Raw genomic sequence first — 13678 nt, forward strand, 5'->3', positions numbered from 1 at the left:
GAAAATCGCCGGGCGGTGAACGCCCTTGGCACTGACCACTGTCGACGTGCGGTCGTCGCTGAACGTTCTCGGTGCGATTTTGCAGTGGTTGGCCGTTCCGCTGGTGATTCCCGCACTGGTGGCTGTGTTGTACGGTGAGTCGCCGCTACCGTATCTCGTCACGATAGCGATTACGCTGGGCGTCGGCACAGCGCTCGCTCGCCTCCAGCGCGAGCGCATCGACGACCGCGAGGCGTTCCTGACGGTGTCGTTGGCCTGGCTGTCCATCGCCGTGGTCGGCGCGATACCGCTGTTCCTTGAGGGGACCGGCGTCTTCGCCACCCCCGTCAACGCGCTGTTCGAGGGAATGAGCGGCATCACCACCACGGGCGCGACCGTTATCCGGGACTTCGACGCCCACTCGCAGGCACTGCTGATGTGGCGGCAGGTCCTCCAGTGGCTCGGCGGCCTCGGCGTCCTGTTGCTCGCGACGGCCGTGCTCTCGCGGCTCTCGGTCGCCGGCGCACAGCTCATGGAGACGGAGACGCGGACCGAGAATGTGACAAAGCTTACGCCCGGCATCGAGGATACGGCGCGCATCCTGGGGTTGCTGTATCTCGGTCTGACAGTCGCCGCAGCGGTAATTCTGTTCGCGCTGGGAGCGAGCGGCCTCGCGCCGGAGATGACCCTTTTCGACGCCGTCGCCCACGCCTTCACGGCTATCGCGACGGCCGGCTTCTCCCCACGGGCCGAGAGCATCGGCGCGTTCTCCCCGCCCGTCCAGTGGGCGGTGACGCTGTTCATGATCGTCGGTGCAACGAACTTCGTCCTGCTGTACGCGCTCGTTCGGGGCGACACTGACCGACTCCGGCAGAGCGAGGAGTTCCACTTCTACGTGGGGATTCTCGGGGTCGGCACCCTGCTCATCGGCGGCCTACTCGTGCTCGATCAGGGATTCACCGGTGGCGTCGGGGCGACGGTTCGCCACGCCGTCTTCCAGACCGCCGCCATCGTCACGACGACGGGCTACGCCTCAACGGATTTCAACACCTGGTCGGCCGGCGCAAAGAACGTCCTCTTCGTGATGATGTTCATCGGCGGGATGGCCGGAAGCACCACCTGCTCTATCAAGACGCTGCGCTGGCTCATCGTCACCAAGTCCTTCTGGCGGGACCTGAACGTTTCGGCCCACCGTTGGAGTGTCCGCCCGGTCCGACTGGGACGGGAAATCGTCGACGAGGACACCGTCCGCGACGTGTATGCGTACACGCTGGTCGCGCTGGTGTTTTTCATACTCGGTACTGTCCTGCTCGTGGCCGACGGCGAGCGGGCGGGCGCACCGATAACCGAGTTCGAGGCCCTCAGCGCCGCCGCGTCGATGTTCTTCAACATCGGTCCGGCGTTCGGGCAGGCCGGCCCCTACGGGACCTACGAGGGCTTTGCCCGGTCGAGCAAGGTGCTGATGATACTGCTGATGTGGGTCGGCCGCATCGAGATCGTCCCCGTGCTGGTGCTACTGACACCGACGTTCTGGAAGCGGTGACCGCCGGCGAGCCGACGGGTTTGATTATCGCGGCCCCGTACACGACGGACGTGAGTGGTCCACGACACGACCGACTGCGCCAGCACCCCACGCCCGGCCCGCACAATTCCCTGTTCCCGTGGCCTGACGCCAAACACCCGCTCCGGGTGATGGTCAACTACGTCGTCATCCTCGTCTGTCGCATCTCGCCGAGCCTCCGGCTGAAGAACTGGCTACTCTCGCGGCTCGGTGTCACCGTCGGTGACGGCGTCGCGTGGGGGCTGGAGTCGACGCCGGACGTGTTCTGGCCCGAACTCATCACCGTCGAGGACCACGCAATCATCGGCTACGACGCGACGCTGCTGTGTCACGAGTTCCTGCAGGACGAGTACCGCACTGGCGAAGTCGTTGTCGGCGAACGGGCCATGATTGGTGCGGGCGCGATTGTGCTTCCCGGCGTCGAAATCGGCCCGGGCGCACAGGTCGCCGCGAACTCGCTCGTGACTGCCGACGTGCCGCCAGAGACGACCGTTGCTGGCGTCCCGGCCGAACCGCTGGGCGCGGACGACGAGACAACCGAAGAAGCGTAACCTCACTTAGCCGCGAATACGGACGATACCCGTGTTGAACACGCGCTTGTTCGGGATGATGTACTCCTCGCCGTCGCTCTCGATACGCGTGACGAGGATGTCGACTTCTTGCACGATGCCGCTCTGGTCACCGATGACAATTTCGTCCCCGATGCTGTATGGCTCTGTCAACAGGAGGTAAAGACCGGCTGCACCGGCCTGCAGGATGTCCTTCAGTGCCAGTCCACAGACGAACACCAGCCCGAACGCGTACGCCCCGAGGAGAATGAGCAGGGCGAGCGTCTCGACGCCCAGTTGCCCGAGTGCGATGAGTACTGCCAGATAGAAGATACTGTACTTGACGAGTTCGGGCAGCACCGTCGCCTCGGGCATCTTGACGCTGCGCAGTCGCTCGGAGACGATGAGCTTGGCCTTGTCGCCCGCGATGAGGCCGATGATGACGGCGAACAGGGCGATAAACAGGTCAGGTAGGAACGACGTGAAGCGGGCCCAGTACAGTTCCGGGTCTGTCAGTTGCGCGATGTTGAGGACGGCGGTGACCGTCGTAATGTAGATAAACAGCGCCGCCAGGTTCGAGACGATGCCGACAGTTGATGTGCCGAGTCCCCGCGCCGTCCGCTCGAACGGTGTCCCCTCAACTGCCTCTGGCACACCGAGTTCGCGCATGAACCGCCGGGACGAGCGCCAGACGAGATAGCCGAGCACGATGCCAAACGCCAGTACCACGAGCGAAAAGACGAACGTTCCCTGTGGCGAGAACACCTGCCGGATGATGGTTGCCCAGTCGAAACCAAACTGCATCCTCAGTACTCCTCGGGATCGATCTCGAGGACTAACTCCCCGCCTTTGAACGCCCGTACGAGCCCGTCACTCTCGGAGAGAACGATAGCCGTCGCCATGGTGTCACGGGTGACCGCGCCGGCCGCCATGTGCCGGGCCCCGAGGCCCTTGGGGATGTCGACCCCCTCCGCGGAGGGTTCGAGATACCGGTATGCGGAGACAATCTTGCCGGCGTCGGAGATGACGAACGCGCCGTCGAGCCGCGAGAACTCCTTGAGCATCACGTTGACAATGGGGTCGCCGACGTGGACGTGGGACTTCTCGAAAGGGTTGTACGACAGCGGCCGGGACTTGTTCATCACCTTGCCGGCGTCGCCGACGACGAACAGAGCGCCGACAGGCTTGCCCTTCTGGCCTTTCTTCCCCAGTTCGATGGCGACCTCGAAGACATCACGGACGACACTTGCGTCCGCCCGCGAGTTGACGAACATGTCATACACGCCGGAGGGTGAGAAATCGTTGGTCTGGACCCGCACGAGCGTGTTCTCGGCCCCGTCCAGCACCTCGGTCACACAGAGCACTTCGTCGCCCTCGTCGACGATGCCCTGCTCCAGTGCGCCCTCGATACCGAAGCGGAGGCGGCCTTCAAGGTCGGTGAAATCGATCGGTAGCTCGACAAACGGTTCCGCATCGAGAGTGTTCTCCGGGCCGACAACGACGATTTCTTCGTCGACGTCGTCGAACTCCTCGAAAAACGACGCGTTCGGGGAAAACAGGAATACGGCGTCGACGTCTGCGACCAGGTCTCCAAGTAGGTCGCGCAACTCGTTCATTATCAGAACGACGCTGTCTGTCGAAAAAAAGGTTGCGGGCAGTCAGCCACGCGTCCGACGGCGGGCCGTACGTCAGATATCCTTCGAAGGAACTGCAAGCAGACGGTCGAACGCGCCACTTTCGCCGTGGCAATGACAGTACGTCCCGATGGTGCTGTATTCTGTGAGGCCGTCGTGTTCGCCGTCGATACCGTCGCCCCGAACCATGTCGAAAGCGAACGACGCATCGCTGCCGAGGGTCGCAGCGGAGTAGTGGAACTCGTGTCCGCGGCGGTGCGCTCCGGACGCGGCCACGGCGGTGTCTGTCCGTGCTTCTAACTCAACGTGGTCAAGCGCCTGATACCGGTCCTGCATCTCGATGTCCGCGGGGAGGACCCCGGCCATCTCGTAGGTGTCGCCGTCGGTCGTCGTCAGCGACTCCGACAGCGCCATCAGGCCGCCGCACTCGCCGTAGACCGGGACGCCGTCGGCGGCACGACGGGCTATCTCGTCGAGTGTGCCGCCGGTTTCGAGCGACTCTCCGTGGAGTTCCGGATAGCCGCCGGGCAGATATATGGCGTCGGCGTCGGGCACCGAGTCACCGGCGACCGGCGAGAACGGCTCGACGGACGCCTCAGACCGGAGTCGTTCGAGTACTGAGGGGTAGATGAAACAGAACGCGCTGTCCTGCGCGACGGCGATTCGGTGGTCGGCCGCCACGCCGTCGCTGTCCTTTCCCTGAGGCGCGACTTCCGGTGGCTCCCGTGCCACGTCGACCAGCTGTTCGATATCGATGGTCTCCGCCGCCGTCGAGAGCGCGTCGCGGTCGAGCCCGGCCTCCGAGCCCATGTGTAGCCCGAGATGGCGGTCCGGAATATCTAGGTCCGACATCGGCGGAATCCGACCGAAGTAGGTGAGGCCCTCGGGGAGCGCGTCCCTGATGCCGTCGGCGTGTCGGCCGCCGTGGGCGCGCTGTGCGAGGATGCCAGCCACCTCGATGTCGACACCGATGCGGTCGGCGTACTGCGCGAACCCCAGCGCCGTCGCGGCGACGCTCTCCATGCCGGCTTTCGCATCGACGACCAGAACGACCGGGAGGTCCAGCCCCTCGGCGACCGCTGCCGTCGACGTCTTCGTCCCGTCGTAGAGCCCCATCACGCCCTCCACAATGCAGATATCGCCCGTGCCGCGCCAGTAGGTCCGGCGCATCCCGTCCTCGCCCGCAAGCCAGGGGTCGAGCGTCCGCGACGGTGTGTCGACGAGTGCTTCGTGATGACTCGGGTCAATGAAGTCCGGGCCAGCCTTGGCCGGCTGGGGCTGATACCCGGCGTCTTCGAGCGCTGTCAAGGTCGCCAGCGTGGCAACGGTCTTGCCGACGCCGGAGCTTGTGCCGGCGAGAACGAACCCCTCCATGTTCACGTCCTCTCCTCGGCCGTTGCTGTGGGCGCGTCGCCAATCAGGTCGTCGTAGATGGCCGCAAAGCGGTCACGGACCTCCGCCATCGGGATGCCGGCGCGGTCGGCGAGCGCCAGCGCGCCGCCCATGCCGACCCCCTCCTTCGCCTCGCCGGCGACAAACCGCTCCATCGCGACGTGATCGCTCTGGTCGAAGCCGGGGTCTGTCACCGTCAGGTCGAGGTCAAGTCGGTCAGCCGACGCCCGCACGTCGGCGCTCCCGTCGTCGGCCACGTAGCTCGTCGTCGCCAGTCCGAGCGGTCCCTCGTAGCCGCCGTGGCGGACCAGCGCAGCGACGGCGACGCACTGGCTGCCGCCGGCCAGCGTCACTGCGGTATCGCTCTCGACGGCCCCTGCGGTCAGCCCGGCGAGCGTTGCCAGAACGGGGTCACCCATCCGGCGAACCGCCCGTTTCGGTTCGTTTGCGGCGTCGCCCGGCTCCAGCGAACTGGCTTGCAGTCCCTCGGCGACCACCTCCGATTTCTGCGCTGTGGGGTTTTCGGGGAGCGACGAGGAGACCATCCCGTCCTCGCCCAGCGCACGGAGGACGCCGAGTGCCGTCGTCGTCCCGCCGGGAATTGTTTCGCCCAGATACAGTTCGTCGGCCGGGAGTGCCTGCCCGAGCTGTCGGGCGGCCGCGAACGCCCCGTGGGCCGTCGACACCGGGTCCCGCTCTGCGATGTCTTTTCCCGGGCGTGCGCCGACTGAGACTGTCGGTGCCCCCGTTTTCTCGGCCAGTCCGCCATCGACAACTGTGACATCAAATCCAAGGACTTCTCGGGCGGCCCGTGTCACCAGCGCCGGCGTCGGACAGCCACTCGGACTGACTGGTGTCACGTCCGTCCGAACTGGTGTGCCGTATGTCACTAATTCAGCGTCTGCGGCGGGCGTTACCGACATTAGTTCGGGATCGGCTCCGGCGGCGCTGATCCCCGCCCGATCCGCGGTCTCCGTGGTTCCTGCGACGAGTGCGAAGCGCGTTCCGCCACCGGGTGAAGTCATTGTAGTTGTATTACCACAAGTGAACTTTAATACCTTGGTGCTGGGGCGGCGCATGATTTATACCGTACGCCCGCGGTTCCCCGAACATGGACGATTTTGACGAACTCCTCTCGTCGTTGACGCCGCGTGAGGACAACGAGGCGATCGCTTCCTACCAGAACACGACGGCTGTGGCCTGTCCATCCTGTGAAGAACCGTTCGACGATATGGTCGTCTGTAAGCAGGAGTTCACCTCCCTCAATCTCGATTTCGAGATGGACCTCTGTACGACTATCAACGATGGGAACGTCGTGTTGTTTACCCACAAGTAACTGCCGGGACAGGTGTCATCTCGTTGGTCCTCCGCCAATTCTCTACGCCAGTAGTGTAGAATCCGGCAACAGCATCTCACCCCAATATCAACTGTGATAATCACAGCAATGGATTTTTATACATCTCCTCCCGTTTTTCGCAATAGGCACCACACTGGTGCCGCACCACCCCACCCCCCACCCCCACATTCCTTACCTTTCCACTTCCGGTGAGGCGTCGGCTTCCACATCGACGGTTTTCGTACCCGATAGCTATAGTCAACCCTACTGGGTAGTTCTAGGCGGCTCAACTGTCAGATCCGACTTGCCAGTGTGGCACACCCGGAGCCGGCTACTCCGCTCACGACGAACCGACGGAAAATGGAAGGGGCGGGAGTCGAACCACGCGGAGCCCTTTGCGGGGTAACTACCAACCGATTCTGGCATGTTGGTCGGTAGCGCTCTACCACTGAGCCACCCTTCCAAGCTATCAGTAATACGTTCCTGACAACCAAGTAAGTGATGATTCCGGGTGTTTCCGCAGTCAACGCTGCCGACACTCGAGTGCCGTTGAGCCGGTCGCTCATCCGGTATCTCACCAATGGCAACGCCCAGAGCGGGAGCGGTATCCGCCTCTGCAGCTTTTCCTTTCGAATCCACAACAACTTATTTTGTGTTGGCCGGCGACACCTGTGTCTGTGAGCTACACGAAAGTCAACTACACCGATGTGGAACCGGTGGCCGATGCGATGCACTTCCTCCGAGACCCCCTGGACTGTGAGCAGGTCGGCGTCACTGTGCTGGATTGCGAGGCCGGCTGGACCGGCAAACCGCACGACCACGCCGACGAGGGCCACGAGGAGGTGTACGTCCTTATCGAGGGAGAAGCGACTGTCGAGGTTGACGGCGAAGACGTGGCTCTCACTGCGGGCGACGCAATCAGACTCCCACCGGAGGCTGAGCGAACAATTCACAGCGGCGATACCGAGAGCACGTTCGTCCTCGTCGGCGCACCCTGAAACTCGCAGAAACAGATATCGTCGCCGGTGGTCAGGTCGTCAGTACGACCGGACTTTCGGCTCGTAGGTCTCCTCGTCGCCTTCGAGGATGACGGGCTTGTAGTAGAGTTCGGGGGTACCCTCGTTCCAGGCGAGCATCGTGTGCTTGATCCACTCGTCGTCTTTGCGTTCCTGGTGCTCCGCACGCCAGTGTGCGCCACGGAACTCCTCGCGTGCGAGCGCGCCGAGCGTGATGGCCTCGGCCACGTCGAGGATGTTGCGGGTCTCGATGGTGTGGATGAGGTCCGTGTTGTAGGTCCGGGACGGGTCTTCGACGGCGACGTTCTCGTACTCCTTGCGCGCCGTCCGGAGGTCCTGAAGGGCCTTCTCCAGACCCGCTTCGGTCCGGAACACGTTGACGTTCTCGGTCATCGTCTCCTGCACGTCCGCGCGGACCTCGGCGTGGTTGATGCCGTCGGATTCGATGAGGGTCTCGACGCGCTGGCGCTCCTGCTCGACGGTGCTTTCGAGGACCGCCTTTGGCTCGACAGCCGCTCCGTCGGCGGCGACGTCGTCGCTGCCGGCGTCGATGGCACCGGGTTCGACCGGCGGCTCCACGTCGCCGGGCTCGCTCTTGGCGGAGGGGCCGGTCTGGATTTCGGCGGTCTTCATGTCCTTGCCGGCGGCGTGATGGCCGGCGCGGGCACCGAACACGAGTAGTTCCGGCAGGGCGTTGCCCCCGAGCCGGTTCGCACCGTGCAGCGAGACACACGCGGTCTCGCCGGCCGCGTAGAGGCCGTCGATGCACGTCTCGCCGTTCTCGTCGCACTCGATGCCGCCCATGGCGTAGTGCTGGCCGGGCTTGACCGGCATCGGCTCGTCGAGGCCGTCGACGCCCTCGAAGTCCTCCGCGAGGTGGAGGATGTTCTCAAGACGGTCGAGGATGCGTTCCTCCCCGAGGTGGCGCATGTCGAGGTCGACGTACTCGTCTTCGACCCCGCGGCCCTCGTTGACCTCGGTCAGTTCGGCACGAGCGACCACGTCGCGGGAGGCCAGTTCCCCCTCGTTGTTGGCGTAGCCGTGCTCGAACATGAACCGCTCCTCGTTGTCGTTGTAGAGGATACCACCCTCACCGCGAACCCCCTCAGAAATGAGGACGCCCGTGGACGGCAGCGTGGTCGGGTGGAACTGGATCATCTCCATGTCCTCCATCGGGACGCCGGCGCGGTAGGCCATCGCACAGCCGTCGCCGGTGTTGGCGACGGCGTTCGTGGTGTGGTCGAAGGCCTGGCCCAGGCCCCCGGTTGCGAGAATCACGCCGTTGTTCGCGCGGAAGCCCTGAATCTCGCCGGACTTGATATCGTAGGCGACACAGCCGTGACAGACGCGGTCCTCGGGGTCGTCGTGGTCGGTGACCGCGAGCTGGGTCACGTACCACTCGTCGTACACCTCGATGCCGCGCTTGACCGCCTGCTCGTACATCGTGTGCAGCAGGTGGTGACCGGTCTCGGCACCGGCGTACGTCGTCCGCGGATAGGAGAGACCGCCGAAGGGACGCTGTGAGACGCGGCCGTCGTCCTCGCGGGAGAAGGGCATCCCCCAGTGTTCGAGCTGGATGACCTCTTCCGGAGCGTCCTTGGCGAAGGTGTCGATGGCAGGGGCGTCGCCGAGGTAGTCGGACCCCTTCATCGTGTCGTACGCGTGGAGGTCCCAGGAGTCCCCTTCCTGAAGGGCGGCGTTGATTCCACCCTCCGCGGCACCTGTGTGGCTCCGAACTGGATGGAGCTTGGTCACGAGGGCCACATCTGCACCCTCTTCGTCCGCTGCAATAGCCGCCCTGAGGCCAGCGCCACCCGCGCCGACCACGATGACATCGTGTTCGTACATTGTGAGAGTGTCTCTTGGCGTGGTTTCGGCTTAGGATTAGCCAAACTTAAGCCTCCCTGTTGCGTTACCGAGTATGGCTCCACTAGTGGGTTGCATCCCGCTCCTGGTATCGGGATGTCTTGTCAGGGAGACTGAATTCTTGACCTATCCGATGGAATTATATCACGCGCTGTGAATACTTAGGAACCAACTACTGATACTAGACCCGACGGATAGTCCCACTACGGGCGCTGACCCGTCTCAAACCTGATGCCAGACCAGTATCTCACGTCAACTGATGACTTCGAAGCGGTGTTAGCCGAGGCACCCTCAGTACTGACAGTTACTGATGGAGAACTGATAATACGGTTTGTGAGCCCAGCGATCGAACGCGTGTTAGGGTACGATATGGAGTCGCTCGTCGGCACGAACTGGCTGGATCTCGTCCACCCGGAGGATACGGATCGCGTCCTCGCCACGCTTACGGGCGAACGGGAGGACGACGGGGCCGAGTACCGGTTCCGGAACGCCGATGGCGACTGGGTCTGGCTCGAAACCATCGTCTCATCAGACACCGAGACAGACCGCGATTGCCGGGTGTTCACCTCCCGCGACGTCAGCGACCGACCGCGCTTCGAAGCCCAGTTTCGCCAGTTCGTCACGCATACCTCCGACGTGCTCACTGTGTTCGACGAGCAAGGCAATGTCGAGTACATCAGTCCGTCCGTGGAACGCGTCCTCGGCTACGAGCAAGACGAGATGCAGGACTCAGACCTCTTTGAGTACGTGCATCCGGACGACCTCTCGAACGCCCTCACCGAGTTCGGCCGGATGATAGACGACCCGGGGTATATCGCCGTCATCGAGCACCGCTATCGCCACGCAGACGGCGACTGGATCTGGGCGGAGTCCCGCGGCCAGCAGGTCGAGAGCGGCCCGCTGGAAGACCACGTCGTCGTGACGACTCGCGACATCTCCGAGCGGAAACAGCGCGAACAGGAACTCGAGCGACAGAACCAGCGCCTCGAGCGGTTCTCGGACGCGATTAGTCACGACCTACGGAACCCGCTGGACGTCCTCGATGGCTCGCTCGAACTCGCGCGTGAGACAGGGGAAGACGCGCACTTCGAGCGCGCCGAACGGAGCATCGACCGGATGTACACGCTCATCGACGACTTGCTCGTGCTCGCCAAACAGGGCGTCGACCCGGAGGAGATCGAGACAGTCGACCTCAGCACCCTCTCGCAACGGGCCTGGTCGATGGTCGACACACAGGACGCGACGCTGGAAACTGAGACCGCCGACAGCATCAAAGCCGACGAGGGGGCGATGCTGGAACTACTCGAGAACCTCTTTCGGAACGCTATCGAACACGGTGGCGACGACGTGACTGTCACTGTCGGGACGGAATCGTGGGGATTCTACGTTACGGACGACGGAACGGGCTTTTCCGACGGCACCGCGGACCTGTTCGAACCCGGCTACTCGACGGCCGATGAGGGGACCGGATTCGGCCTCTGCATCGTCGAACAGATAGTCGATGCACACAACTGGGAAGTCATCGCGACCGACAGCGAAAGCGGCGGTGCGCGCTTCGAGTTCATCTGTCGCGATAACTGAGTACGCTTTTGCGTTTGACGGCTGTGGTCGCCGCCCAAGCCCATTTCACCCGGTTCGCTGTAGCTCTACGGAGTATGAAACTCCGTCTCTCGACTTGCCCGACGATACGGTCTCGGAGTGTCTCGACTTCGCCGAGGACCTCGACCCGGGGATGTACTCCTCGCTCGACTACGACCTGACCCACGACAAGCCCATGGAACTCGACGCGCTCAACGGCTCGGTCGTCCGCCACGCCGACGATGTTGGCGTCGCGGCCCCGATGAACGAGGCCCTGACCGCGATTCTGCCGCCGTGGGCCGACGGGAGCGACTGAGTCGCGGGGTCCGCTGACCGCAAAGCAGTACACCTGCACACAGGTGACAGTGAGAGCTGGGGGCGGTCCGCACCGAACTGTGGGCCCACCGCCCCGGCACCTGTCGCTGTACGTAGCGTTACCGCTCGGAGTCGGTCGACCTGCGGGACTGCGGCCGGTTCGGTACACTCGGATACCGGGGTGGGCGGTTCCCCGTGCCTTCGATACTGGGATGTGGCGTGATGCGCCCACCCACCACGATTCGGGGTTGCACTCGTCTGTTCTCTCTAATTCGCGCCGAGAATCAGCGTCTCCGCTGGTGGGACTGGTGTCTCGACTGGCCCCGTAGGCACAGCTGTTGGTGGTGCAGGTATCTCTTCGTTTAATACCGACGTGTTAAACGGATTTTTGACACTCATCGTATAGGCAAAAATTGAATACATATAACCATGTTACCAAATAGTGTGGAAACATATGGCAACCAGCGACCTCACCAATATTCAAACCCGGATGCTCGGGCAAGACGTCACGTTCAGCGTGTCACAACCGTGGCTGGCCTACTGGCTGGTCATTATGCGGCTGGTCGGCGGCTGGTGGCTGTTACACGCCGGCCTCGACAAACTCGCTAGCTGGCCGTTCGACGCAAGCTGGTTCGTTGGTGGCGCCGCCCAGGGAACGAGTCTCGGTCCCATCGTCACTCTGTTCAGTAGTGGCGCCGGACTGGCGTTCACCAACGTCGCGGTCCCGATCGGTCAGGTGCTGATCGGCCTGGGACTGGTTTTCGGGGCGCTCACCCGGACAGCAGCGTTCTTCGGCGCGTTCATGATGGTGTTCTTCTACTTCATCAACGGCGAGACCGGTGCCTGGTCTCACGGCGTCGTCACGGGCGAGTTGCTGGGCATTCTCATCTTCGGGATGATTGCCACCCTCGGTGCCGGGCGCGTCCTCGGCATCGACGCGTACCTGCAGAACACCGAGTTCGTCAAGAACCACCCGCGGCTTCAGTACCTCATCGGCTAATGGAGGTGCCAAAATATGAGTGACCTTACTACAGCAGACAAGATCGCTATGTACGTCGGCGGCGGCCTCGTGCTTCTCGGTACGGTTGGTATCGGCCTCGTGGAAATGTTCCTGGGGAGTACCCACCCCGTCTCCGGCGAGGGGCAAGTCGTGCACGATGCCCTCGTTCCGCTCGAGATCCGGTCGTATATCATCCTCCTGGGGTTTCTCATCTGGGCCGTCTACGCCATCTACAAGGTGGCCGTTGGCGGACGCGTTCCCGGCACCGCTCAGCCAGACATACGTGCTGGGCAGGCCGAGTAGCCCCAGCAACTTTCCTTCGCTTTCGAATCCGAGAGATGGTTTCGTAGACATCGTCTCACACTGTGCTTCAGGTGTCAGAACTGTCTTCGCGGCCGCTAGTAGTCTCAATCGGGAGAGGCAACTGGGGCGTACCGAACACCTGTGCTCGTACACGAACGGTTTCAGGGCGGGTGTCCCCGAGGTCACAACCCTCTGCCCGTCATCGGTTCGTTCGATCAGCGGAGCACGGCAGAAGTAGCGTATCGGGTATACTACGCTGAAGTCACCAGAACTTCAGGTTGTTCTTGACCGCTTCCCGCTTGAGCTCCTGGATATGCTCGGTTAGCGGGATGTCCTTCGGACACACTTCGGTACAGGAGAACTGGGTCTGGCAGCGCCAGACGCCGTGTTCTTGTTCGATGATGCGCAGGCGCTCCTGCTTGCGGTTCTCGCCCTCGCGCTCGTCCATCGCGAAGCGGTAGGCCTTGTTGATGGCGGCGGGGCCGAGGTACTCGTTGTCGCCGGCGGCGATGTTACACGAGGACATGCACGCGCCACACCAGATACACCGCGTGGACATCTTGACCTTCTCGCGGTTCTCCCGGGTCTGGCGCTGCTCTTCGAGCTTGTCGTCCGGCGTCTCGTCGGCGTCGAAGTACGGCTCGACGGCCTCCATCTGGTCGTAGAAGTGCTCCATATCGACAACGAGGTCCTTCACGACCTCCTGATGGGGGAGCGGCTCGATGCGGACCGGGTCCTCAAGCTCGGAGATCTGCGTCTTGCAGCCGAGGCGCTGCCTGCCGTTGACGAACAGGGCGTCCGACCCACAGACAGCCTGTCGACAGGAGTGTCGGAAGGTCAGCGAGGAGTCGTAGTGGTCCCGCGCGTAGATGAGCGCATCGAGGATGGTCATCCCCTTGTGGAACGGCACGCTGAAGTCGTCGAAGCGAGGTTCCTGCTTCCCCTCGACTTCGGGGTCGTAACGGAACACTTTCAGCGTAATCGTGTCCTCGTCGTCGAGCGTCTCCTCTTCGACTTCCCGCTGGGCCTGCTCCTGTGCCTGTCGTTCGTCTCGCTGTGCGCGCCGACGGTCGCCCGGGGACTGGACCTCGGGCTCTGTCTCTTCGTCGGCCTCCGTCTCGGTTTCCTGTTGTTCGATTTGCGTACTCAT

The 13678-nt window shown here is 63.1% G+C and carries 14 protein-coding genes and 1 tRNA gene; 8 read left to right on the forward strand and 7 right to left on the reverse strand.

Translation table 11 applies throughout. The features are described from left to right. Positions 1-25: 25 nt before the first annotated feature. The gene (locus tag Har1131_RS09225) at positions 26-1522 is read left to right on the forward strand and encodes a TrkH family potassium uptake protein (RefSeq protein WP_151145999.1); all 1497 of its coding nucleotides are present in this window, start codon (positions 26-28) and stop codon (positions 1520-1522) included. Positions 1523-1542: 20 nt separating this feature from the next. Beyond that, positions 1543-2091: a DapH/DapD/GlmU-related protein gene (locus tag Har1131_RS09230; protein ID WP_175055171.1), complete on the forward strand. Its 549-nt coding sequence runs from the start codon at positions 1543-1545 to the stop codon at positions 2089-2091. A 6-nt stretch (positions 2092-2097) separates the two neighbouring features. Here Har1131_RS09230 and Har1131_RS09235 read toward each other — a convergent pair whose 3' ends face one another. The 4 genes from Har1131_RS09235 to Har1131_RS09250 all read right to left on the reverse strand — a co-directional run bounded on the left by Har1131_RS09235 (position 2098) and on the right by Har1131_RS09250 (position 6139). After that, the gene (locus tag Har1131_RS09235; RefSeq protein ID WP_004960988.1) at positions 2098-2892 is read right to left on the reverse strand and encodes a mechanosensitive ion channel domain-containing protein; all 795 of its coding nucleotides are present in this window, start codon (positions 2890-2892) and stop codon (positions 2098-2100) included. Positions 2893-2894: 2 nt separating this feature from the next. Further along, complete coding sequence (gene dacZ / locus Har1131_RS09240; protein ID WP_004960990.1) at positions 2895-3704, reverse strand: diadenylate cyclase DacZ; 810 nt, start codon at positions 3702-3704, stop codon at positions 2895-2897. Between the two features lie 72 nt (positions 3705-3776). Then, positions 3777-5096 (reverse strand): cobyrinic acid a,c-diamide synthase, encoded by a 1320-nt coding sequence (locus tag Har1131_RS09245; RefSeq protein WP_151146002.1) that lies wholly within the window; start codon positions 5094-5096, stop codon positions 3777-3779. A gap of 2 nt (positions 5097-5098) precedes the next feature. Further along, the gene (locus tag Har1131_RS09250) at positions 5099-6139 is read right to left on the reverse strand and encodes a nicotinate-nucleotide--dimethylbenzimidazole phosphoribosyltransferase (RefSeq protein ID WP_151146005.1); all 1041 of its coding nucleotides are present in this window, start codon (positions 6137-6139) and stop codon (positions 5099-5101) included. Positions 6140-6225: 86 nt separating this feature from the next. On the opposite strand from Har1131_RS09250, the gene Har1131_RS09255 reads away from it, so the two are divergent. Then, positions 6226-6450, forward strand: a complete 225-nt coding sequence (locus Har1131_RS09255; RefSeq protein ID WP_004592515.1) for a hypothetical protein — start codon at positions 6226-6228, stop codon at positions 6448-6450. Positions 6451-6811: 361 nt separating this feature from the next. Here Har1131_RS09255 and Har1131_RS09260 read toward each other — a convergent pair. Further along, positions 6812-6913: transfer RNA gene (locus Har1131_RS09260), tRNA-OTHER, on the reverse strand. Positions 6914-7127: 214 nt separating this feature from the next. Between Har1131_RS09260 and Har1131_RS09265 the strand changes: the two genes are divergently transcribed. Then, positions 7128-7448, forward strand: coding sequence for a cupin domain-containing protein (locus tag Har1131_RS09265; protein ID WP_191907476.1), 321 nt, complete (start codon positions 7128-7130; stop codon positions 7446-7448). Between the two features lie 39 nt (positions 7449-7487). On the opposite strand, the gene Har1131_RS09270 is transcribed toward Har1131_RS09265, so the two are convergent. Then, positions 7488-9314 (reverse strand): FAD-binding protein, encoded by a 1827-nt coding sequence (locus Har1131_RS09270; protein WP_151146011.1) that lies wholly within the window; start codon positions 9312-9314, stop codon positions 7488-7490. Between the two features lie 249 nt (positions 9315-9563). Between Har1131_RS09270 and Har1131_RS09275 the strand changes: the two genes are divergently transcribed. The 4 genes from Har1131_RS09275 to Har1131_RS09290 all read left to right on the forward strand — a co-directional run bounded on the left by Har1131_RS09275 (position 9564) and on the right by Har1131_RS09290 (position 12528). Beyond that, positions 9564-10913, forward strand: a complete 1350-nt coding sequence (locus tag Har1131_RS09275; protein WP_050038158.1) for a PAS domain-containing sensor histidine kinase — start codon at positions 9564-9566, stop codon at positions 10911-10913. A 94-nt stretch (positions 10914-11007) separates the two neighbouring features. Further along, positions 11008-11226 (forward strand): ketopantoate reductase C-terminal domain-containing protein, encoded by a 219-nt coding sequence (locus Har1131_RS09280; protein WP_050038157.1) that lies wholly within the window; start codon positions 11008-11010, stop codon positions 11224-11226. A 453-nt stretch (positions 11227-11679) separates the two neighbouring features. Next, the gene (locus Har1131_RS09285) at positions 11680-12225 is read left to right on the forward strand and encodes a DoxX family protein (RefSeq protein ID WP_151146016.1); all 546 of its coding nucleotides are present in this window, start codon (positions 11680-11682) and stop codon (positions 12223-12225) included. Positions 12226-12240: 15 nt separating this feature from the next. Then, entirely contained in the window at positions 12241-12528 is a 288-nt protein-coding gene (locus Har1131_RS09290) for a hypothetical protein (RefSeq protein ID WP_050038155.1), read from the forward strand. A gap of 262 nt (positions 12529-12790) precedes the next feature. Here the strand turns inward: Har1131_RS09290 and Har1131_RS09295 are convergent, their stop codons facing one another. Next, positions 12791-13678, reverse strand: coding sequence for a succinate dehydrogenase/fumarate reductase iron-sulfur subunit (locus tag Har1131_RS09295; protein WP_129755225.1), 888 nt, complete (start codon positions 13676-13678; stop codon positions 12791-12793).

Source organism: Haloarcula sp. CBA1131 (assembly GCF_008728975.1).
Classification (GTDB): Archaea; Halobacteriota; Halobacteria; order Halobacteriales; family Haloarculaceae; genus Haloarcula; species Haloarcula hispanica.

What these genes read in the sequence shown, in the direction of transcription:
- Har1131_RS09275 (WP_050038158.1), top strand. Translation starts at nt 9,564, where the DNA reads ATGCCAGACCAGTATCTCACGTCAACTGATGACTTCGAAGCGGTGTTA.
- Har1131_RS09250 (WP_151146005.1), bottom strand. Translation starts at nt 6,139, where the DNA reads ATGACTTCACCCGGTGGCGGAACGCGCTTCGCACTCGTCGCAGGAACC.
- Har1131_RS09290 (WP_050038155.1), top strand. Translation starts at nt 12,241, where the DNA reads ATGAGTGACCTTACTACAGCAGACAAGATCGCTATGTACGTCGGCGGC.
- dacZ (WP_004960990.1), bottom strand. Translation starts at nt 3,704, where the DNA reads ATGAACGAGTTGCGCGACCTACTTGGAGACCTGGTCGCAGACGTCGAC.
- Har1131_RS09235 (WP_004960988.1), bottom strand. Translation starts at nt 2,892, where the DNA reads ATGCAGTTTGGTTTCGACTGGGCAACCATCATCCGGCAGGTGTTCTCG.
- Har1131_RS09295 (WP_129755225.1), bottom strand. Translation starts at nt 13,678, where the DNA reads ATGAGTACGCAAATCGAACAACAGGAAACCGAGACGGAGGCCGACGAA.
- Har1131_RS09270 (WP_151146011.1), bottom strand. Translation starts at nt 9,314, where the DNA reads ATGTACGAACACGATGTCATCGTGGTCGGCGCGGGTGGCGCTGGCCTC.
- Har1131_RS09245 (WP_151146002.1), bottom strand. Translation starts at nt 5,096, where the DNA reads ATGGAGGGGTTCGTTCTCGCCGGCACAAGCTCCGGCGTCGGCAAGACC.
- Har1131_RS09255 (WP_004592515.1), top strand. Translation starts at nt 6,226, where the DNA reads ATGGACGATTTTGACGAACTCCTCTCGTCGTTGACGCCGCGTGAGGAC.
- Har1131_RS09285 (WP_151146016.1), top strand. Translation starts at nt 11,680, where the DNA reads ATGGCAACCAGCGACCTCACCAATATTCAAACCCGGATGCTCGGGCAA.